The 20,567-nt window shown below is 68.0% G+C and carries 14 protein-coding genes and 1 tRNA gene; 10 read left to right on the forward strand and 5 right to left on the reverse strand.

Going from position 1 to position 20,567, the window contains the following annotated elements; genetic code table 11:
- Positions 1-112 precede the first annotated feature (112 nt).
- From ACLJRM_RS10965 to ACLJRM_RS10975, 3 genes are all read right to left on the reverse strand, one after another.
- Complete coding sequence (locus tag ACLJRM_RS10965; protein WP_410662954.1) at positions 113-475, reverse strand: helix-turn-helix domain-containing protein; 363 nt, start codon at positions 473-475, stop codon at positions 113-115.
- Positions 472-1,134, reverse strand: coding sequence for a transcriptional regulator (locus ACLJRM_RS10970; RefSeq protein WP_410662955.1), 663 nt, complete (start codon positions 1,132-1,134; stop codon positions 472-474). The genes ACLJRM_RS10965 and ACLJRM_RS10970 overlap by 4 nt, the downstream gene beginning before the upstream one ends.
- 262 nt (positions 1,135-1,396) lie before the next feature.
- The gene (locus tag ACLJRM_RS10975; protein ID WP_410662956.1) at positions 1,397-1,666 is read right to left on the reverse strand and encodes a hypothetical protein; all 270 of its coding nucleotides are present in this window, start codon (positions 1,664-1,666) and stop codon (positions 1,397-1,399) included.
- Between the two features lie 594 nt (positions 1,667-2,260).
- On the opposite strand from ACLJRM_RS10975, the gene ACLJRM_RS10980 reads away from it, so the two are divergent.
- Complete coding sequence (locus ACLJRM_RS10980) at positions 2,261-2,959, forward strand: NUDIX hydrolase (RefSeq protein ID WP_410662957.1); 699 nt, start codon at positions 2,261-2,263, stop codon at positions 2,957-2,959.
- Between the two features lie 310 nt (positions 2,960-3,269).
- Here ACLJRM_RS10980 and ACLJRM_RS10985 read toward each other — a convergent pair whose 3' ends face one another.
- Positions 3,270-4,871, reverse strand: a complete 1,602-nt coding sequence (locus ACLJRM_RS10985; protein ID WP_410662958.1) for a tyrosine-type recombinase/integrase — start codon at positions 4,869-4,871, stop codon at positions 3,270-3,272.
- A gap of 95 nt (positions 4,872-4,966) precedes the next feature.
- Positions 4,967-5,040: transfer RNA gene (locus ACLJRM_RS10990), tRNA-Thr, on the reverse strand.
- A gap of 140 nt (positions 5,041-5,180) precedes the next feature.
- Here ACLJRM_RS10990 and ACLJRM_RS10995 point away from each other — a divergent pair.
- The 9 genes from ACLJRM_RS10995 to ACLJRM_RS11035 all read left to right on the forward strand — a co-directional run bounded on the left by ACLJRM_RS10995 (position 5,181) and on the right by ACLJRM_RS11035 (position 20,567).
- Positions 5,181-6,884, forward strand: coding sequence for a hypothetical protein (locus ACLJRM_RS10995; protein WP_410662959.1), 1,704 nt, complete (start codon positions 5,181-5,183; stop codon positions 6,882-6,884).
- 413 nt (positions 6,885-7,297) lie between these two features.
- Positions 7,298-8,614, forward strand: coding sequence for a nucleotide sugar dehydrogenase (locus tag ACLJRM_RS11000; protein WP_410662960.1), 1,317 nt, complete (start codon positions 7,298-7,300; stop codon positions 8,612-8,614).
- Positions 8,595-9,782: a glycosyltransferase family 4 protein gene (locus tag ACLJRM_RS11005; RefSeq protein WP_101612081.1), complete on the forward strand. Its 1,188-nt coding sequence runs from the start codon at positions 8,595-8,597 to the stop codon at positions 9,780-9,782. Before ACLJRM_RS11000 ends, ACLJRM_RS11005 begins: the two co-directional genes overlap by 20 nt.
- A 151-nt stretch (positions 9,783-9,933) precedes the next feature.
- Positions 9,934-11,214: an exopolysaccharide biosynthesis protein gene (locus ACLJRM_RS11010; RefSeq protein WP_101613692.1), complete on the forward strand. Its 1,281-nt coding sequence runs from the start codon at positions 9,934-9,936 to the stop codon at positions 11,212-11,214.
- The gene (locus ACLJRM_RS11015) at positions 11,211-12,977 is read left to right on the forward strand and encodes a Wzz/FepE/Etk N-terminal domain-containing protein (RefSeq protein ID WP_101612082.1); all 1,767 of its coding nucleotides are present in this window, start codon (positions 11,211-11,213) and stop codon (positions 12,975-12,977) included. Before ACLJRM_RS11010 ends, ACLJRM_RS11015 begins: the two co-directional genes overlap by 4 nt.
- Before the next feature lie 13 nt (positions 12,978-12,990).
- Positions 12,991-14,907, forward strand: coding sequence for an asparagine synthase (glutamine-hydrolyzing) (gene asnB / locus ACLJRM_RS11020; protein ID WP_101612083.1), 1,917 nt, complete (start codon positions 12,991-12,993; stop codon positions 14,905-14,907).
- Between the two features lie 7 nt (positions 14,908-14,914).
- Positions 14,915-17,095 (forward strand): bi-domain-containing oxidoreductase, encoded by a 2,181-nt coding sequence (locus ACLJRM_RS11025; RefSeq protein ID WP_410662961.1) that lies wholly within the window; start codon positions 14,915-14,917, stop codon positions 17,093-17,095.
- The gene (locus ACLJRM_RS11030; RefSeq protein ID WP_410662962.1) at positions 17,095-19,041 is read left to right on the forward strand and encodes an alginate lyase family protein; all 1,947 of its coding nucleotides are present in this window, start codon (positions 17,095-17,097) and stop codon (positions 19,039-19,041) included. Before ACLJRM_RS11025 ends, ACLJRM_RS11030 begins: the two co-directional genes overlap by 1 nt.
- Positions 19,038-20,567 (forward strand): right-handed parallel beta-helix repeat-containing protein, encoded by a 1,530-nt coding sequence (locus ACLJRM_RS11035; protein WP_101612086.1) that lies wholly within the window; start codon positions 19,038-19,040, stop codon positions 20,565-20,567. Before ACLJRM_RS11030 ends, ACLJRM_RS11035 begins: the two co-directional genes overlap by 4 nt.

Consider the following 20,567-nt stretch of genomic DNA (forward strand, 5'->3'; position numbering starts at 1 on the left):
CACACCGCACAACCGGTGTGACGGGTGCAAACCCCCGCCGAGCAGGGAATACGTGATTGTGACGGGTGAGACGGGTTCCGTTGAACCCGTCTCACCCGTCACAAAGCGGTTCTCAGCGACCAGATCCGAGATGCGCGCTAGTCGCTATCTCGTAGGGCTGGGCTCCGCGTTGGCGAAGTTGCACGCCCTCGGCGAGCAGCATCCGGCGGGTTTGGTTGTAGGACCTGCCGTGTTTGGCGGCCAGTTGCCGAATTGACCAGCCGCCCAGGTAATCCTTGACCATGCCTGGCGGTGTCGGTGGTAGCTGGATCTTCGGAGGGCGCAAAGCCACACCCGCGCCCAAGAGCAGGGCGCGGGCACGTTGGTAGGTGAGGGCATACCGCCGGGCTAGACGCTCAATGGTCTGACCGTCGTTGTACAAGCGAACGAGTTCGGCAACCGTCTCGGGCTCGACCTTCTGGCGTGGCCCGCTCATGTCGAAGGGCCGTTTCCCGACTGTCTTGCCCGACTCCGAGTACCTTTCGGTCGCATCGTGACACCTGCCGCGAGCAGCATCCGACGGGTGCGGCCGATCGAGATGCCGAACCGTATGGAAACCTCCGCGACGCTGGCGCCGCCTCGGTAAGCCTCGGCCATACCCAACGGCGTCGGTAGCGGCGTCGGCCCTACCGGGCGTAGCTCGACACCTTCGGCAAGCAGTCGTTCCCGTGTGGCGTAGTACGTCAGGCCGTGGCGCTCTGCAAGGCTCGCAATCGTCACGCCCGCGCGATAGGCCCTCGCAAGTACTGGTTCGCTTGTCGTGAGGAGTTCTCCGGCTCGTGTGATCACGTCGCGCAACGCGTCGAGATGATCGGCCAGACATTCTTGACCACGGTCGGTGAGCCGCCACAGAGAACGCGGCCCCTCGCGCTTGGCCTCGACGTAGCCGTGACTGCTAAGAAGCTTGAGCTGAGATGACAGACCCGCCGGTGTCATCCGCATGGTCTCGCAGATGGTGGCGTAGTTGTGCCATCGCTTGTCCGCGAGCATCGTCGCGATGAGCAGCCGGACGGGCTGCATGAACACCGGATCTAGCCCCGTGGCGTGGTCAGGAACCTTCAAGAAACGCGGTTCGGGGTGTACTGATTCGCTCATGCCTCGGGGGGTGTCTCCTGGTGTCGTGGCGGGGTCACGAAGGCCGTCACCCATCGGTCTACGGCTGGGATGCGACAGAGTTCGTTGAGCACGAGTACCCCGGGCCACATCAGACCGACCGTGACCGACAAGACGATGGCCCGTGCTCGCGTGTGGCCCTGGAACCACGGCCACGGAAGGTTGTCAGCCACATGCGTGTAGGTCTCGCGGCCGAAGTGCTGCCCGGCCAGAGCCCAAAGCCACAGGGCAAGGAAGTCAATCGTCACGGGCTTGTGCCCTCCTCAAGTTCAGGTGATCCGCCCTCGGAGAGTTCCGGGGTGGGTGTGGGTGTTTCGCGTAGGCACTGTTCGCATGGCATCCCGCGAATCTCACCGAGTAGTTCGAGTTCGTCACGGCCGAACACCGCTCCGCAGAACGCGGCCAGTTGCTTCGGGATCTCATCGCCGGGTGGCGCCTTGAGCACGTGCACCACCCGACGCGATTCACCGACCGTGCCCGGCAACTGTCGACCGAAGAACAGGCGAACCGTCATCGCTCACCCCGCAAGGCGTGGCGTCCGGCGGGAACGGGCGCGATCGGGACGCCTCCCGCCCCCGCCGGGGCTTGGGTCCGCCGGTCCCACTCCGAGGCTTGCCGCTGACGAGGAACCACCGGAGGGACTGACGGAGGTTGCAAGCGCCTGAACAGACGGCGCCATAGTGCGGGCTTGCGATGCCGAGGCGGCCGCATACGTTGCTCAACGGTCGGCAGTGTCAACCGCGCGCGTAAGTACGCGGAGCAGCGCGGGCAAGGTGTCCCGGGTGGCACCAACATGGACGTGACCACCACCACATGGCCGCACAGCGCTTCGTACCGACCTTTCGATAGCGCCTGTTTGCCCTTGTAGAAGGCTTCATCCGTAACCGCGTGATCTAGGCCGCCGAGTTCGCTTCGGTGCCAACACACGTAGAACCTGGCCCCTCTACCCGGCCGTTCGTAGCTCACCCGCACGCCTTTCCCCAAAGGTCTAAATTGACCTCCATGACAGAATGAAATAAGTCTCTGGTTGGCGCGGGTCGGCTACCAGGACACGCACACGACTTGTGGGCGCCATAAGCACGACTCGGAGCGCAGTAGGAGCAGAGACATGCGAGACGCGGACGGTGACGACTCGGCACCGCGGACCTTGCTCGAACAACTGATCTGGGAGCGACGGCAGACGTTCGAGGAGTTCGCCGAGTTCGCCGAGGAGTTCGCAAGGGAGCACGACGAGCCCGGCACGCTCAGCGTCCGGCACCTCGGGCGACTCGTAGCCGGTGCCCACCCTGACGGCAGGCCACTCGGCGCGGTCCGTCCGGCGACTGCTCGCCTTCTTGAGCGCATCTTCGGCATAAGCATCGACGAACTGCTAGCGCCCCTCGACAGGCCCGCCGGAACAACGTTTCAGCCGTTGCGGGTCGCAATCGCCGTAGTGGTACGTGGCACTGACGTGCTCATCGTCTGCCGTCGGGGAGACGACGCAAGCGGCATCTCGTGGCAATTTCCGGCCGGAGTGATCAAGCCCGGAAGTCGTCCGGCGGTCGTCGCAGTACGCGAAACCCTCGCGGAAACAGGCGTCCATTGCGTTGTTACACGCAAGCTAGGCACCCGCTTACACCCGACTACAGGCGTGCTTTGTGAGTACGTCCTGTGCGACTACGTGGCCGGTGAGGCACACAATGCCGACGTCGTGGAAAACGTAGCGGCGATTTGGGTGAGCAGCGCCAACCTGACCCGCTTCGTTCCGGCTGTACAGGTCTACGGGCCAGTACTTCGGGCGCTTGCCCCAGTCGGCACAGCAACCTAGCGCCGACCTGGGCGTATTCAGTTACGTTGACACCGTGAAGACCACGATCACCTGTGAGTTCTGGTGTATGCCGAACGAACATCAGAGGTGGCCGATTCACCTCTACAGCAAAGATCTTGAGGTGGCCGAGCCGCCGGAACCCGGCAGGGCTCGCGCATACTGGGACAACGTCGCACGCGACTGGCTAGACGGACAGCTTCGCTCCCTCGTGAGCGACGGTCCGAAGCGGGCCCAAGTCCGTCGCCGTGGCAGTCGGGCGATCCTTGGGCAGGCTGACCGAGTCCACCGGAACCCCGAAAACCAGTAGGCACTACTTCCGGCGAGCAGTGTGCAGCCCGACGACCTTCGCGGGCTCGCTCGCATCAGCCGCCGACGGATCGACGACGACGGCCCGCTTGCCTCGGCTGACGTTCACCAGTCCGGCGGCCCTCAGTTGGGCTATGGCGCGCTGAGCCGTCCCGAATGACACCGAATACCTCGACGCCAGGTCGGCTACGGCAGGAAGCAAGTGACCAGGCGGGAGCACACCGGACACGATGGCGCCACGAAGGTCCTGAGCGATCCGCTTGTACGGGCTCTCGTCCTCGGGCGCCACACTGGCGGGGACCACAGGAGCAAGCTTTCCCGCTTCGCTGATAGCCACGGGCAGGTCTGGCAGTCGCGCGGAGAGCGTTCCCGCCGCTCGCTGATCTGCTTCGGCAACCCAAGCGCTGTACACGCGGAGTGTGGTGGTTCCCCCGCCTCCGTGGCCAAGGCGCCCGGCCACAGTTCGCACGTCGACCCCTGCCGTGATCAACTCGGTCGCCGAGTAGTGACGGATCTTGTGAATGGTCGTCTTCAAGCCGATACGACTGCACATCCGGTCATAGCGCTGACTCACAGAGTCCGGCTTGAGCCACGTACTGCCATCTGGCAAAAGCGAGAAGATGCGAGCCTCGGCGGGCATCTCCTTGAGTCCGGCCCTGTCGGCACAGAACGCGAAGTACCAGCGCAAGAGTGACAAGGTCTGCTCATCCAGCGCGATCCGTCGCTGTTGGTGCGTCTTGGTGTCCTTCTCCCACGTCGTCTTGCCCTCTTGGGCGATGCTGGATCGAAGGGTGAGGACTCCGGTACCGAAATCGAGTCGGTCCCACGCGAGTGCACAAAGCTCGCCCCGCCGAGCACCTGTGATGAACGCGAGCCAAACGAGCAGCCCCCAATCTGCATCCCGCCATGCCTCCGTCGCGATGGACGCGGCTTGTTCCGCCGTCGGAGGCTTCGGGTTCGACGGCACTGCCGGAATCGGGTCCGCAAGGGTGAAGCGGTTCACGCCGAGCCATTCCCAGCGAACGGCGCATTTACCGGCGCCGGAAAGGATGGCCCGGATCTTGCCAAGGGAGGCATCGCCAAGGCCCTTGCACTTGTGCGGCCGACACTTGGCTGTGCACTCGTGTTCGCCGCTCTTGCGGTGCTCGATGTACTCGCGACCTCCGCAATGAGCGCTACAGGTGCGAAGCTGCCCGTAGAACGAGTCGAGCCCTTCACCGTAGATCCGCGTGAGCTGGGTCTCACCGAGCAACGGCCGGATGTGGTTGGTCGCGAGCGAGTTGTAGCTAGTCAGAGTCTTCGTGGCGCGCTTCTTCTCTTTCAGGTGCGCGAAGTACCTGTCTAGAAGCTGGTTGACCGTCGCGCGGGTCTTCGGCGCACGCTGCTCGTCTAGCTGGTTCAGAAGCTTCGTCCGGATCTTCTCGGCCGTGTCCCAGTCTGAACGCCCGTCAGGGAGCGCCGGAACCACCTCGGTCAGGTGAAATTCCTTCTTAGTTACCGGATCGATACCGGCGTAGATTTTCACCCTAAGTGACCCGCTGGGCAGCGTTTCGACCTTGCCGCGAACACGGCGTTTGCCCTGCTTGGGCTTGCTTGAGGTGGCCATGGACCGAGATTCTACGCCCGTTCGGGCCACGAAACGGGCCACGAAACGGGCCATGCGGAGGCTCCGGGACTACCCGAAACCCCCGCTGACCTGGGAGCCGCCTAGGGGAATCGAACCCCTGACCTATTCATTACGAGTGAATCGCTCTGGCCGACTGAGCTAAGGCGGCGTACATCGGGCTTGCACCCGATGACGGGGACAAGTGTAGCGGAGGCTCGAACGTCACCTTCCGGGGCCACCGTCGTTAGGGTCCTATGACGCCGGTCTCAGTCCCCCAAGACCGGCCCATCCCCACTGGAGGACCTGTTCATGCGGCGACGACTGCCCCGTGTGCTGGCGCTTCCGGCCGCCGCGGCTCTGCTCTTGCTGACCGCGGCCCCGGCGACCGCCCAGACGATCCCGACCACGCCGATCCCCGAACCGGCCAACCCGGGACAGCCGCCGATGTCGTCACCGATCGGCCCGCAGCCGCTGGGCAAGGCCGTCGGCGACGCGGGTGCGGCGCTCGGCGTGCTGCGGCTGCTGCCCAACGCCGTGCCGACGAGCGCGATCCTGCCCGGCGTCAGTGACCAGCTTCCGAAGCAGTCCGCGCTCGAAGCCGGGATGGGACTTTCCAGCGCGCAGGCCAACTCCGAGGCCTACCTGAGCTACGAGCGGTCGATCGCGCAGTCGTCGCCGTTCGGCCTGTCCGCCGCGGGCAACGCGCCGCAGACGCCGGGCAGCCTCGTGCAGACCGCACTGCCGGACAACCCGAAGCCGATCAGCGGCGGCCTCAACGCGCCGAAGAACCCGCTGTTCAACCTCGGTCTGCTGAACGGCGAGGCGCACGCGCGCTGGAGCCCGACGCTCGGGCCGTGCGTCGGCACGATCGCCGACTCGAGCACGTCGATCGCGAACCTCGCGCTGCTGCCGTCGATCCCGAACATCCCGGGCGCCGACCAGCTGACCGAGGCTTCAGCGCAACTCACAGCCGGGCTTAAGGCGCTTCCGGGTCCGCTGGCGAGCCTGGGCGGGCTGCTTTCGGGCACCAGCGCCAACAGTGACGGCAAGGGCGCGGTGCTGAGCCTGCCGAACACGCTGTCGTCGCGCTCGACCGTGCGGCTGGTCGACATCCCCGGCACGAAGAACAAGGCCGTCGAATCGACGTCGACCCTGCAGGCGGCCAGCATCGAACTGCTGAAGGGCACGCCGCTCGGCCTGACGATCAAGGTCGCCAGCCAGCCGACGCTGCGGGTCACCTCGACCGGCGACAAGAAGACGTCGAAGGTCGAGTACACCGCGCCGGTGCTGCAGGTCGTCCGCGGCGACAAGGTGCTGTTCACCCTCGACGCGAACAACCCGGCCAAGGACATCCCGATCGGCATCCCGCTGCCGTCGCTCAAGCAGCTCCCCGGCTTCGAGCAGCTGAAGAACGTGCCGGTCATCGGCGGGCTCGCCGAGATGCTCGACGGTGCCACCAAACAGCTTCCGGGCGGCGAGGCCGGGAACGGGCTCACCCTCGACCTCGGGGTGCTGAAGCTGTCGATCGCCGGGCTGAACCAGAAGTCGAGCGACATGACGTCGCCGTTCAAGGGCTTCCAGATGGGTGCCTCGGCGCGACTGCTGGACCTGCAGATCCTGCCGACGACGGCGCTGCAGAAGGCGCTGCCGCCGGAAGCCGCGAAGAAGCTGCCTTCGTCGCTGGCCCAGGTGTCGCTCGGCGAGCAGATCGCCCGGGCGTACGCGCCGACCGGCGGTGTCGAGTGCGGCACGACGACTCCGCCGCCCGCGGGCAACAACGGTGGCGCTGCGCCGAAGGGCCCGGTCAAGAACCTGGCTTACACCAACGCCGCCTACGACACGGTGCCGATGTTCTGGATGGGTACCACGATGCTGCTGATCGGCGTGGTCCTCGTGGCCGCCATGCCGGGACGGCGCCGGCTCGCGGTGGTTCCGGTCTCCCGCAAGGACGTGCCGGGCTTCAAGCCCTCGCCGCGTCCGCGCTCTGAGGACTCGCAGGACTCTCGGGACTGAGACGGGGCGAGGAGGGTGATGAACGGTCCTTTCACGCCTTGCCCCCGCGTGAGAGGCCCGTTCGTACCGCCCTCGGTCGCCTGGAGGTAGTTGTCACCGTGGTCGTGAGTGGCGATTCGGGTTAGAACCCGAATCGCCACTCACGACCACCCCGACCCACGCCCCACCGCCACCCCTGTCACTCCCCGGCCCCTCCGGCCCTCTCCCCGGTCCCTCCGCGCCCCACCGCCGTCCCGCCTCAATCGGTACGAAACCCTTACGCCCGTCCTGTAGCGTTTCCGGGTCTTCGAACGATGAGTAATTCCCTTGCCGCACAGGCATTCCGCCAAAAGCAGGCGACTTGCGGACGGCGGTAACGAACCCGGTCCTCCAGCCGACCAACGGGCAGCGGAATGCGGCTGGAGGAATTCGTCATGAAGATCAGTGTCTTCGGGCTCGGTTACGTCGGTTGTGTGTCGGCGGCGTGCCTGGCGGGGCGTGGGCACGAGGTCGTCGGGGTCGACGTGAACCCGGTGAAGATCGACCTCATTTCCGGCGGCAAGGCGCCGGTGGTCGAGGAGCGCATCGGCGAGCTGACCGCGGAGGTCGTCGCCAGCGGCGCGCTGAGAGCGACCACCGACGTCAGACAGGCGATCGCGGACAGCGAAGTCTCCCTGATCTGCGTCGGTACCCCGTCGGCGCCGAACGGCAGCCTGTCGACGGCGTTCCTGGAGCGCGTGGCCGAGGAGATCGGTGAGGCGCTCAAGGCCAAGACCGAGCGCCACACCGTCGTCTTCCGCAGCACCATGCTGCCGGGCACCTGCCTCGACCTGCTGGTCCCCATCCTCGAGAAGTCGTCCGGCCTCACCGCCGGCGTCGACTTCGGGGTCGCGGTGAACCCCGAGTTCCTGCGCGAGGGCAGCAGCGTCAAGGACTTCTACGACCCGCCCAAGACCGTCATTGGCCAGCTCGACGCGGCCAGCGGCGACGTCGTCGCGGCGCTCTACGAGGGGCTTCCCGGCGAGGTCTTCCGCGTCGCGATCCCGGTCGCCGAGATGACGAAGTACGCCGACAACTCCTTCCACGGGCTCAAGATCGGTTTCGCGAACGAGCTCGGCGCCATCTGCCGCGCCTTGGGGCTCGACTCGCACCAGGTGATCGACGTCTTCCTCGCCGATCGCAAGCTCAACATCAGCCCCGCCTACCTCCGCCCCGGGTTCGCCTTCGGCGGCTCGTGCCTCCCCAAGGATCTGCGCGGCCTGGTCTACGCCGCGCACCGCGCGGACGTCGCGGTCCCGATCCTGTCGCACGTGCTGCCCTCCAACGACGAACACCTTCAGCGCGCCTTCGACCTGGTCGCGCGCACCGGGAAACGCAAGGTCGGGCTGTTCGGCCTGTCCTTCAAACCCGGCACCGACGACCTTCGCGAGAGCCCGCTCGTCGAGCTCGCGGAGCGCCTGCTCGGCAAGGGGTACGACCTCCGCATCTACGACGCCAACGTCAGCCTTTCGCGGCTGATGGGCGCGAACCGCGAGTACATCGAGGGCAGGCTGCCGCATCTCGGTCAGCTGCTGGCCGGCTCCATCGACGAGGTCCTCGACCACGCCGAGGTCTCCCTCATCGGCTGCAACGACCCGGACGTCCTCGCGGCGCATCCGGTCGGCGGCGGCCACACCATCATCGATCTCGTCCGCGTACCCGATGCTGACAAGCGCCGGGCTGAAGAGGGATATGTCGGTCTTGCCTGGTAAAGCTCTCATCCTCGTCGAGAACCTTTCCGTCCCCTTCGATCGCCGTGTCTGGCAGGAGTGCCAAACGCTCCGTGACGCCGGCTGGGAAGTCCACGTCATCTGTCCACAAGGGACGAAGCGGGACACCGAGGCCGAAGTCACCATCGACGGCGTCCACATCCTGCGGTACCCGCTGAAGGCCGCCACCGGCGGTCCGGCCGGGTATGTCCAGGAGTACGGCTCCGCGCTGTGGCACACGCTCCGCCTCGCCCGCAAGGTCGGCCGGGTGGACGTCGTGCACGCGTGCAACCCGCCGGACATGCTGTTCCTGGTCGCGCTCTACCTCAAGCGCCAGGGCGCGAAGTTCATCTTCGACCAGCACGACCTCTGCCCCGAGCTGTACCTCTCGCGGTTCAACCGCGGCGAGGACTTCCTCTACCGCGCGGTCTGCGCGCTGGAGCGCCGCACCTACAAGACGGCGAACGTCGTCATCGCGACCAACGAGAGCTACAAGGACGTCGCGGTGAAGCGCGGCGGCAAGTCGCCGGACGACGTCTTCGTCGTGCGCAGCGCGCCCGTGGTCGAGCGGTTCCACATGGTCCCGGCCGAGCCCGAGCTGAAGAAGGGCAAGCCGCACCTGCTGGCGTACCTCGGCGTGATGGGCCCGCAGGACGGCGTCGACTACGCACTGCGCGCGCTCGCGTCCCTGCGTGACGAGGTCGGACGCACCGACTGGCACGCCGTGTTCATCGGTTCCGGCGACGCCTTCGACGCCATGATCGCGCTGTCCAAGGAACTGAAGCTCGACGACCAGGTCGAGTTCACCGGCCGGATCTCCGACGAGGACCTGCTGCGCTACCTGTCCTCGGCCGACGTGTGCCTGTCGCCGGACCCCCTGAACCCGCTCAACGACGTGTCGACCATGAACAAGATCATGGAGTACATGGCGATGAGCCGCCCGATCGTCTCCTTCGAACTGCGGGAGGCCCGGGTCTCGGCCGGAGAGGCCGCGCTGTACGCACCGGCGAACGACGAGCCGGAGTTCGCGAAGTTGATCGCGCATCTGCTCGACTCGCCGGAACAGCGGGCCGAGATGGGTGAGCTGGGGCGGGCGCGCGTCGCCGGTCCGCTCTCTTGGGAGAACTCCCAGAAAGCCCTGCTCGCGGCCTACGCGGCCGCGATCCGTTGATCGACTTCCCGGTCGCGTTTTGAACAAGACTCGGGCAATCCTGTAACCAACGCCGTGGTCGGTCCGACGGGGTTGGTGATACGCCATCTGCGGCGGTGCCAGGCACCGATGGGAGATCCCGGCTTTGACTGACGACACGGTGCGCCTGTCCATGATCGGACAGGTTCTGCGAGGGCGGTGGCGGACCCTGGTGGTCCTCGCCGTCCTCGGTGCCCTGGTCGGGGCGGGATCGTCGGTGATCCTTTCCCCCGGCTACCGCACCACGTCCAGCGTGCTGCTCCAGGGCCCGCGCGAGGCGGACGAACTGCTCACCCAGGCCGAGGTGGCGACCAGTTCGGTCGTGCTCGACCGGGCCGCCGCCGTCCTCGGTGACGGCGAGACCGGCGCCGATCTGCGGGACAAGGTGGCCACTTCGGTCGCACAGGGCAATGTCATCACCATCGAGGCCACCGGTGACACCGCCGAACAGACGCAGCGGATGGCCGATCAGCTCGCGAGTGAGTTCGTGAAGTACTCCACCCAGATCATCGCCGGTTCCGGCGACGCCGCGGTCCAGCTGGCGCAGGAACGCCGCGAGACGCTGCGGCAGCAGGTCGCGCAGACGAACCAGCGGATCAGCGAGCTCTCCGCGAAGGTCAACGAAGGCAAGACGACGGTGGAGAGCGTCCAGCTCCGCACCGAACTGCAAGGCCTGCGCTCGTCGATCGAGTCGGCGATGTCCAGCCTGAACGCGGCCGACACCGCGAGCGGCCTCGGCAACATGGTCGTCCTGGGTTCGGCCGAGTTGCCGTCCGCTGCCGCGGCGCCGACCTTGCCGCAGCTCGCCCTCGGCGGCGCGGCGCTGTTCTTCCTGATCGGCCTGTTCGGGCACCTCTTCACCGCCCGCACCGACCGGCGGCTGCGGGACGAGGAGGAGATCGCCGCGGCGCTCGGCGGCCCGGTGCTGGCCACCTTCGACGTCGTGGACGAGCGGCCCGCCGCGACCACCCTGCGGGCCAAGCTCCTCGGCGACGACAGGCCATGGAACACCCCGCGGGTCGACGTCTTCGCCGACGAGGTCGACAACGACGTCCACTACCGCCGCTTGGTCTCGCGGCTCCCGCACCGGCGGCTGCTCGTGCTGACCGCCGACGGTGACCACGCCGGGCAGGCGGCCGCCGAGCGGATCGCCGGTCTCGCCGACCGCTGGTTCACCGTGGTGACGGTGTCCCCGAACCGGCCCGTCATCGAAGACACCGACGCCGAAGGGGTCCTCGTCGTGTCGAGCCTCGGCTCCCGGTCCGACTGGGAGCTGATCGGGATCGCCGAAGCCGTCGCCGACGCCGGTCTGGCCGTCGTCGGTGCCGTGCTGACCCGCCCGGTCCGGCCGACCCGCACCCGCTCCGGCGCACCCACCCCCACCGACCACGAAGCACTGGCAGGTACAGCGTGACCAGCGCCGAAAAAGCGAAGTCCGAGCCGCTCATCGACCTGCAGCGGCTGGTCGTCTCGGTCCGCAGACGCCGCCGCCTGTGGCTGGCCACCGCCCTGCTGGGGCTGATCGCCGGCGGGCTGGTCGCGATGTTCCTGCCGTCGCCGCCCACCGCGGTGGCGCAGATCCTGGTGATCCACCCCGACGACTCGCCGACCGACAGCGGAACGCTGATGCGGACCGACGTCGCCGTGCTCCAGACGACGAAGATCGCCAACGAGGCACTCAAGAAGCTGAACAGCACTCAGGCGCCGGAGGAGTTCCTCAAGGACTACGAAGGGCTGGGGCTGACGAACAACGTCCTCCAGCTGACGGTCAAGGGGAAGAGCAAGGACGAGGCCCTCGCCAGGGCCCAGGCGATCTCCGACGCCTTCATCACCGAGTACATCGCCCGCAACCAAGCGGCCGCGGCGGCGACTCAGAAAGCCTTGCTGGATCAGCGTAACCAGGCCCAGAACGAGCTCACGACGATCGAAAGCGGGATCGTCACCGAAGAGGCCAAGGGCCGCAACGCCAACCCGGCCCAGCTGGAGCGGTTCTACTCGCGCCGGGCCGAGCTGAACTCGAAGATCTCCGACTACGACGGCCGCGCGCAGGAGGCGGGCATCGGCACGCCGAAGGTCGCCGCCGGGACGCAGATCGTGGACGCGCCGCGGATCCTGCCGCGTTCGCTGCTCAAGACCCTCGCCACCGACGCCGGGATCGGCCTAGCGCTGGGATTGCTGGCCGGGCTGGCGCTCGCGGCCGTCACGAGCGTGGTGAAGGACCGGCCGGTGCTGCGCCGCGAGATCTCGCGGCACCTCGGCGCCTCGGTCATCGCGCAGCTGCCGAAACCGCCGCGGTTCCTGCGGGCCTCGCGCGCGGCCGCCCGGCGCAAGCGGGTCGCGGCGACGCTGGTCCGGGCCGTCCGCAAGGAGGGCGGTTCGGTGTCGGTGCTCGATCTCGGCGCCCGCACGGTCACCGCCGCGCTCGCCGTCGACATGGCACGCGAGCTGGCGGAGAAGGGGCCGGTCTCGCTCGTCGACGACCTGCCGAAGGCGAACCTCCGCGAGCTGGCGGGTGACGGCCCGATCCAGGTGCTCGACCGCGGCGACGCGCCGTCGGCCGGTAAGGAACGCCGGATCGGCGTCGGCTCGATCGAGCCCGGCACGGCGTGGACGGACCTGGAATTCCTCGGCGAGGAGGCGATCCTCGTCGTCCGCACCGGGCACGCGAACACCGAATGGCTGCACACCGTCGCGCGCCAGCTGGCCGACCGGCGCATCCCGATCCTCGGTGTCGTGGTGGTGGATCCCGATCCGCGCGACCACACCGACGGAACGTTGTGGGACGGCCTGCACACCGCGTTGCGCGGACGCGGCAGTGCGCTGCCGGAGCCGCTGCCCGTGCCCGCGCGGCCGGTGGCGCGCGCCCGCCCGGTCGTACCGGAACGCATGCCGATGCCCGAGCGCAAGGTCGTGCCCGAGCGGGTCGCCAGGCCCGCGCCGAAACCGGTCGAGATGTTCCCCGACGAGGACGCCCCCGTGCGGCGGCTCTCGAGGGTCGCGCCGGTCGAGACGGACGCCGAACGCACCGTCGAGCGGGTCCTGGAGCCGCCACGGGAGAAGAAGAGCGCGCGACGAAGGCCTCCGACGCCGTACAAGCGGCCCGAGGACCACGACAACGCGGATCAGCCGACCAAACGATTCTCGCCCGTTTCACCGGATAACGCCGAAGCGCTATAGGGAGCGAAAGCAGATGTGCGGCATCGCAGGGGCCTATTTCTGGCCGGACGGGGGACCGCTCACCGATCGGCTCACCAAGATCATCGCCCATCGCGGACCGGACGGTTCGGGGCGATACGACCACCGCGCCGGTGAGGGGGATGTCCACTTAGGACACCGGCGGCTGTCGATCGTCGACCTGACCGACACCGGCGCGCAGCCGATGGTCAAGGACGGTCTCGCGCTGACCTACAACGGCGAGCTGTACAACTCGCCGGAGTTGCGCAAGGAGCTCGAAGCCACCGGCGTGCGGTTCCGGGGGACGTCCGACACCGAGGTCCTGCTGGAAGCCTGGCGCGCGTGGGGCACCGACGGCCTGCACCGGCTGCGCGGCATGTTCGCGTTCGGTGTCTTCGACGAGCGCACCGGCGCCTTGACCCTGGTGCGAGACCAGCTCGGCATCAAACCGCTGTTCCTGGTCCGCCGCGGCAAGGGCGTCGCGTTCGCCTCCGAGCTGAAGGCCCTGGCCTCCGAACTCGGCGGCTCGCTGACCGTCGACGACACCGCGCTCGTCGCGTCCCTGCTCTATTACTGGGTTCCGGACGGCCGGTGCGCGTTCAGCGAGGCCGAGAAGCTGCCGCCGGGCAGCTGGGCGCGGTTCCGGCCGAACGGTGACGTCGAACGCGGCACCTTCTGGTCGCTGCGCCAGGTCGCCGAGGAAGGCGCCGCCTTCGAGGGCGAATTCGACCTCAACGCCGTCATCGAGGACTCCACGCGCAAGCACCTGATGGCCGACGTGCCGGTGGCGACGTTCCTCTCCGGTGGCCTCGACTCCAGCTACCTGACCGCGATCGCCGCGCGCGAACAGCCGGGGATCTCCGCGTACACCATCGGTTTCCGGGCCGAGGACGCGAAGTTCGAGGCGATGCCGGACGACCTCATGTACGCGAAGAAGGTCGCCGCGAAGTTCGGCGTCGACCTGCACGAGATCGAGATCGCGCCGCAGGTCCTCGACCTGCTGCCGCGGATGACCTACCACCTCGACGAGCCGATCGGCGATCCGGCGGCGATCAACAGCTACCTGATCTGCACCGCCGCCCGCGAGGCGGGCGTCAAGGTGATGCTTTCGGGGATGGGCGCCGACGAGCTGTTCGCCGGGTACCGCAAGCATCTCGCGAACAAGATCGCCGTGCAGTATCAGCGGGTCCCCGGACTCGTCCGCCGCCCGGTCGAGTCCCTTGTGGACAGACTGCCGGTGGCGACGTCGAAGCGCGGGTTCCGTTCGGTCCGGTTCGCCAAGCGGTTCCTCTCGTTCGCGGAACTGCCGGAGGAGACCGCGTTCCGGCGCAGCTACACGATGTACGACCAGGCCGAGCTCGCCGGGCTGCTGAACCCGGATCTCGCCGGCGCCGTCGACGACGTGATCACCGAGCACGCGGACACCTATCACGACAACACGTTGACCGACTTCGTGAACCGCATGTGCCTCGCCGATTCCCGGCTCTTCCTGCCGGGGCTGAACCTCGCCTACACCGACCGGTCCAGCATGGCGGCCTCCACCGAGGTGCGGACGCCGTTCGTCGACATCGAGGTCGTGAAGGCCGCGTTCCGGATCCCCGGCGACAAGAAGATCGTGAAGCGCCAAGGGAAGATGGCGCTCAAGGAAGCGGCGCTGTCGATCCTCCCCGCCGAGATCGTGCACCGGCCGAAGGGCCTGTTCAGCGCACCGCTGCGGGCTTGGATGAGCCGCGACCTCGCGCCGTTGGTGCGCGAGGTGACGAACGAAGGTGAATTGGTGAAGGCCGGGTTCCTCCGTCGTGAGGCCCTGCAACGGCTCGTCGACGAAGACGCGTCCGGGCAGCAGGACCGGTCCAAGCATCTCTGGCACATCTTGACCCTTGAGTACTGGTATCGCGGCGCCGTCGAGGCCCGCGCGAACTCCGCCTCCTAGGAGCGACGTGAAGCAGGTAGTGCAGAACTACAAGAGCGGGGAGCTGGCGCTCCTCGACGTCGAAGTCCCCGCGTGCAAACCGGGGGGTGTGCTGGTCCGCACCGCCTATTCGCTGATCTCCACCGGCACCGAGATGATGAAGGTGTCCGAGGCGAGCCTTTCCCTGGTTGGCAAGGCGAAGGCGCGGCCGGACCAGGTCGCGAAGGTGATGCAGAGCGTCGCGACCAACGGGCTCGGCGCCACCTACCGCAAGGCGATGAACAAACTCGACTCGTACACGCCACTGGGCTACTCGCTGTGCGGGGTGGTCGAGGAGGTCGGCGCGGGCATCCACGACGTCGCCGTCGGGGACTACGTGGCGTGCGCCGGGAACGAGCACGCGCTGCACGCGGAACTGAACTGGGTACCCAAGAACCTGTACTCCAAGGTGCCCGACGGCGTCGACCCTCGGCACGCCGCCTTCGGTACCGTCGGTTCGATCGCGATGCAGGGTGTCCGCCAGGGCGAGCCGCAGATCGGCGACATCGCGCTGGTCATCGGGCTCGGCCTGATCGGCCAGCTGGTCGTGCAGTTGCTGGTCGCCTCCGGGGTCCGCGTCGTCGGTGTCGACCCGGACCCGTCGCGCTGCGCGCTCGCCGAACAGCTCGGCGCGCTCAAATGCGGTGACCCGGGCTCCGGCGTCATCGACACGGCGGTCGCGGAGATCAGCTCCGGGCACGGCGTCGATCAGGTGTACCTCGCCGCGGGCGGCAGCACGAACGAGCCGGTGGAGCTGGCCGCGAAGCTGGCCCGCGACCGCGGCCGGGTGATCGACATCGGCAAGTGCTCGCTGAACCTGCCGTGGAACGCCTACTACGAAAAGGAACTCGACGTCCGGTTCTCCCGTTCGTACGGCCCCGGCCGCTACGACCCGGAGTACGAACTGGAAGGCCGCGACTACCCGATCGGCCAGGTCCGCTGGACCGAGCGCCGCAACCTCGAATGCGTCGTCGACCTGATGGGCAGCGGCCGTCTCGACGTCGAGCCGCTGATCTCGCACATGTCGGACTTCGCCGACGCCGTCGAGACGTACCGGAAGCTGAACGAGGGCGAGCTCAAGGCCGTCGCGGTGCTGTTCGAGTACGAGAAGCGGGCCGCCACCACCACCGAGCACGTCACCTCGGTTTCCGTGCCCAAGCCGTCGACGGTGCGCGCGGCGCCGAAGGCCGGTGGAGTGCGGATCGGGTTCATCGGCGCGGGCAACTACGCGTCCTCGATGCTCCTGCCGCATCTGGCGGAGATGGAGCACGTCCACCTCACCGAGGTCGTCACCACCTCCGCGCTCTCGGGCGCGAACGCCAAGCGCAAGTTCGGGTTCGGCCGCGCCACCACCGATCTCGACACGATGCTCGACGACTCCGCGATCGACGCGGTGTTCATCGTGACCCGGCACAGCTCGCACGCCGAGCTGACCAGGCGGGCGCTGCTCGCGGGCAAGGCCGTCTTCGTCGAGAAGCCGCTCGCGCTCTCGGAGAAGGAACTCGAGGTCGTGCTCGGCGCGATCGAGGAGTCCGGCAACGACCGGCTGCAGGTCGGCTTCAACCGCCGGTTCGCCCCGCTGCTGAACGAGTCGGTGCTCCACTTCGGCCCGCGGATCGGCCCGGCCTCCGTGCGGTACCTGGTCAACGCCGGTCAGCTCGACGCCGGCAGCTGGTACAACCAGGCCGACAGCGAGGGCTCGCGGTTCGCGGGCGAGGGCGGTCACTTCATCGACACGGTCAGCTGGCTGCTCGGGTCCGACCCGGTCTCGGTGTACGCCACCGCGACGCCCGGCCACCAGGACCTGCAGATCCTGCTGCGCTACCCGGACGGCTCGACCGCGTCGATCGCGTACACCACCAGCGGTTCGTCGGCGTTCCCCAAGGAGACGATCGACGTCACCGCCGACGGCAAGGTGCTGAAGTTCGACGACTTCGCGCGCGCGTCGGTGTTCGGTCGCAAGAAGTGGGCCAGCTCCCGCATTCCCAAGGGACGTGACAAGGGCCAGGCCGCCGAGCTCGAAGCGTTCGTCAACGCGCTCAAGACCGGGGTCGCGATGCCGGTTTCCGTCGACTCGCTCGTCTCGACGACCCTTGCCACGCTCGCGGTCAACCGCAGCCTGGAAACCGGTGCGCCGGTGCGGATCAACGCCAAGGAGGGGCTGGGCTGATGGATCCGTCCTGGTACCTGCGAAGACTGTCGCGGATGGGGCCTGCCGAGATCGCGGGCCGGGTCACCGACGTCGTGCGCAAACGCCAGTGGCGCGGGGTCGCCGGGGACAAGGCGGCCTGGCTGCCGGACCGCCGGTTCGCGCCGGTGCCCGGTGACGAGGTCCTCGCCGCCGTCTCCGGTGAAGCGGTGAAGGATCTGCTCGTCACCGCCGACCGTCTGATGGACGGCCACGCCGAGTACTTCGGCGTCGAGCGGGATGACCTGGTCGACCCGGATTGGTCGTTCGACCCGAAGACCGGCCGACGCGCGCCGTCCGATGTGTACTCCTTCGACATCCCTTATCGGAGCGAGGACGCCGTCGGCGACATCAAGCAGATCTGGGAGCCGTCGCGGCACCAGCACCTCACCGTGCTGGCCGCCGCGTACGCGCTGACCGGCGAAGACCGGTACGCCGAGCGGGTGGCCGCGCACCTGAAGTCGTGGTGGGCGGCCAACCCGCCGATGCGCGGGGTGCACTGGCTCAGCGGGATCGAGCTCGGCATCCGGCTGCTGTCGTGGGTGTGGGTCCGGCGGCTGCTCGACGGCTGGGCGCCCGCCCCGGCGCTGTTCGAGGACAACCCGGTGGCGCTCGACCAGATCTGGCACCACCAGCGCTGGCTGGCCGCGTTCCCGAGCCGGGGTTCCTCGGCAAACAACCACGTGATCGCCGAGGACGCCGGGCAGCTCGCCGCCGCCTGCGCGTTCGACTGGTTCCCCGAGTCCGGCCAGTGGCGGGACTCCGCGCTGGCGTCGTTGGACAAGATGCTGCGGCACAACACCTTCGACTCCGGACTCAACCGCGAACTCGCCACCGAGTACCACGGACTCGTGCTGGAACTGGGGCTCGCCGGGGCGCTGGAGGCGAAGGCTGCCGGTGTCGTGGTGCCCGAGTCGACCTGGCTCGTGCTGCTCCGGATGACCGACGCGCTTGCGTCCATTGTGGACAATCGGTTGCGTCCGCCCCGGCAGGGAGACGCCGACGACGGCTTCGGCCTCATCGTCGATGGCGACGAGACGAGCCGCTGGGCTTCGCTGCTCAACACCGGCGCCGTCCTTTTCGGACGGTCGGACTGGTGGCCGGAAGTGCGCGGCGGAGATGTCCGCACGCCACTCTTCGCCGCACTGGCCAAGGACATCCAGGTCGCCGCCCCGCGTCCGGCCCGGCGACGGGACGACTTCACCGACGCCGGGATGACCATCCTGCGCGACGGCGAGATCTGGGCCCGGTGCGACGGGGGCCCGCACGGCTTCCTGTCCATCGCCGCCCACGCGCACGCGGACGCGCTCTCGGTGGAGGTCCGGCACGACGGCGTCGACATCCTCGCCGACCCGGGGACCTACTGCTACCACGGCGAACCGAAGTGGCGGTCGTACTTCCGGTCCACGGCCGGGCACAACACGCTCGAACTCTCCCGCGCCGACCAGTCCGTCTCCGGCGGTCCTTTCCTGTGGACGAAACACGCGGTCACCACCGTGATCGCGGCCGGGACCCCGTCGCGCTGGAGCGCCGAACACGACGGCTACGCCCCGGCGGTCCACCGCCGGTCGGTGGAACTGGAAGACTCGGTGCTGCGCGTTCTCGACGAGGTCCGCGGTGGCGAGGCACAGCACTGCCGTCTCGCGTTCCACTTCGGCCCGGCCGTCGAGGTCACGCTTTCCGGCGAGACGGCGGCGCTGTCGTGGACGGTCGACGGCCGAAGCCGGAAGGCGTCGCTCGCGCTGCCGCCGGAACTGCAGTGGTCGGCGCACCGCGGCGAAACCACTCCGCCGATGGGCTGGTACTCGGCGGGGTTCGGCCGTCGCGAACCCTCGTGGACCTTGCTCGGCAGCGGGCTCGCCGCCGACGGCGCCGCGTTCACCACGGCGCTCACCTTCGATTCAGGTAACGAGGATCCCCCATTGTGATCGCACGACCGCACCGCCTCCGCCGGGCGGCACTCCTGGTGCTGCTCGGCCCGCTGGCGCTCACCGCCTGCACCACCCCGGCCGACCAGGCCGGACCGGGACCGGATCCGGCCGAGGCGCCGTCCGGTTCGGTCGCGCAGGTGTGCGACAAGCTCCCGGCGGGACCGGCGGAAGCGCCGGCGGGGGCGGTGAAGATCGACCCCGCGGTGCCGGGCGACCTCGCCGCGAAGACCCGGTCGAATCCGGCCGGGACGACGTTCTGGCTGGCATCGGGAACGCACAAACTCGGCGACGACCGCTACGACCAGGTCAACCCGAAGCAGGGGAACGTCTACCTCGGCGGGCCGAAAGCGGTCCTCGACGGCCGGAAGATCAACCAGTACGCCTTCTCCGGCAACGCCACCGACGTCAAGATCCAGTACCTGACCGTGCAGGGCTTCGCCGCGCCGCACGACGAGGGCGTGGTCAACCACGATTCGGCCGACGGCTGGATCATCGAGCACAGCGCCGTCCAGGACAACGACGGCGCGGCGCTGATGGCGGGCGCGCGGCAGCAGGTCCGGGGGAACTGCCTGCGGCGCAACGGGCAGTACGGGATGAACGCGTACGCGCAGAGCAACGGGATCACCGGTCTCGTCGTCGAGGGCAACGAGATCACCGGGAACAACACCGGCGACTGGGAAGCCAAGATCGACGGCTGCGGCTGCACCGGCGGGATCAAGTTCTGGTCGGTCAACGGCGCGGACATCACCGGCAACTGGGTGCACGACAACCGCGGCGTCGGGCTGTGGGCCGACACGAACAACAACGACTTCCGCATCGCGGGCAACGTCATCGAGAACAACGACGGTTCCGCGCTGATGTACGAGACCAGCTACAACGCCGTCATCACCGGCAACACCATCCGCCGGAACAACTGGGTGGACGGCAAGGGCTACATCGACCGCGGCGACAGCTTCCCGGTGGCGTCGATCTACATTTCCGAGTCCGGCGGCGAGCCGAGGGTGAAGGCGCGTACGGACAAGCTGGAGATCTCCGGCAACTCGTTCGAGAACAACTGGAACGGCGTCACCCTGTGGGAGAACTCCGACCGGTTCTGCAACAGCCCGGCCAACACCTCGTCCGGCTCCTGCACGCGACTGGTGCCGGAGCAGGGCAAATGCGCGCAGCCCGCGATCGCGGCCGGCGCGCTGAACGCCGACTGCCGGTGGAAGACCCAGCGCGTCGAGATCCACCACAACCGGTTCGCGCTCGATCCGGCCGTCGCCAACTGCGAAGAGAGCTGCGCGCGGATGGCGATGCTCGCGAACTTCGGCACGTTCCCGGAGTGGTCGCCGTACAAGGGCGAGGTCGTCCAGCGGGCGATCACCTTCGACCAGGGCAACCGGCTCTACGACAACACCTACTCCGGGCCGTGGAACTTCGTGGCCTTCGAGCCGAGCCGGGTGCTGGGCTTCGGTGAATGGCAGGGTTCGCCGTACCGTCAGGACCAGGGCAGCAAATTCACCCGCGCGGGAGGTGGCTGA

It is taken from the genome of Amycolatopsis sp. lyj-84 (assembly GCF_046549075.1).
In the GTDB taxonomy this organism is placed as follows: Bacteria; Actinomycetota; Actinomycetes; order Mycobacteriales; family Pseudonocardiaceae; genus Amycolatopsis.

Excerpts from the sequence above, each read along its gene's own strand:
- ACLJRM_RS10965 (WP_410662954.1), bottom strand. The coding sequence starts at position 475 with ATGAGCGGGCCACGCCAGAAGGTCGAGCCCGAGACGGTTGCCGAACTC.
- ACLJRM_RS10970 (WP_410662955.1), bottom strand. The coding sequence starts at position 1,134 with ATGAGCGAATCAGTACACCCCGAACCGCGTTTCTTGAAGGTTCCTGAC.
- ACLJRM_RS10975 (WP_410662956.1), bottom strand. The coding sequence starts at position 1,666 with ATGACGGTTCGCCTGTTCTTCGGTCGACAGTTGCCGGGCACGGTCGGT.
- ACLJRM_RS10980 (WP_410662957.1), top strand. The coding sequence starts at position 2,261 with ATGCGAGACGCGGACGGTGACGACTCGGCACCGCGGACCTTGCTCGAA.
- ACLJRM_RS10985 (WP_410662958.1), bottom strand. The coding sequence starts at position 4,871 with ATGGCCACCTCAAGCAAGCCCAAGCAGGGCAAACGCCGTGTTCGCGGC.
- ACLJRM_RS10995 (WP_410662959.1), top strand. The coding sequence starts at position 5,181 with ATGCGGCGACGACTGCCCCGTGTGCTGGCGCTTCCGGCCGCCGCGGCT.
- ACLJRM_RS11000 (WP_410662960.1), top strand. The coding sequence starts at position 7,298 with ATGAAGATCAGTGTCTTCGGGCTCGGTTACGTCGGTTGTGTGTCGGCG.
- ACLJRM_RS11005 (WP_101612081.1), top strand. The coding sequence starts at position 8,595 with ATGTCGGTCTTGCCTGGTAAAGCTCTCATCCTCGTCGAGAACCTTTCC.
- ACLJRM_RS11010 (WP_101613692.1), top strand. The coding sequence starts at position 9,934 with ATGATCGGACAGGTTCTGCGAGGGCGGTGGCGGACCCTGGTGGTCCTC.
- asnB (WP_101612083.1), top strand. The coding sequence starts at position 12,991 with ATGTGCGGCATCGCAGGGGCCTATTTCTGGCCGGACGGGGGACCGCTC.
- ACLJRM_RS11030 (WP_410662962.1), top strand. The coding sequence starts at position 17,095 with ATGGATCCGTCCTGGTACCTGCGAAGACTGTCGCGGATGGGGCCTGCC.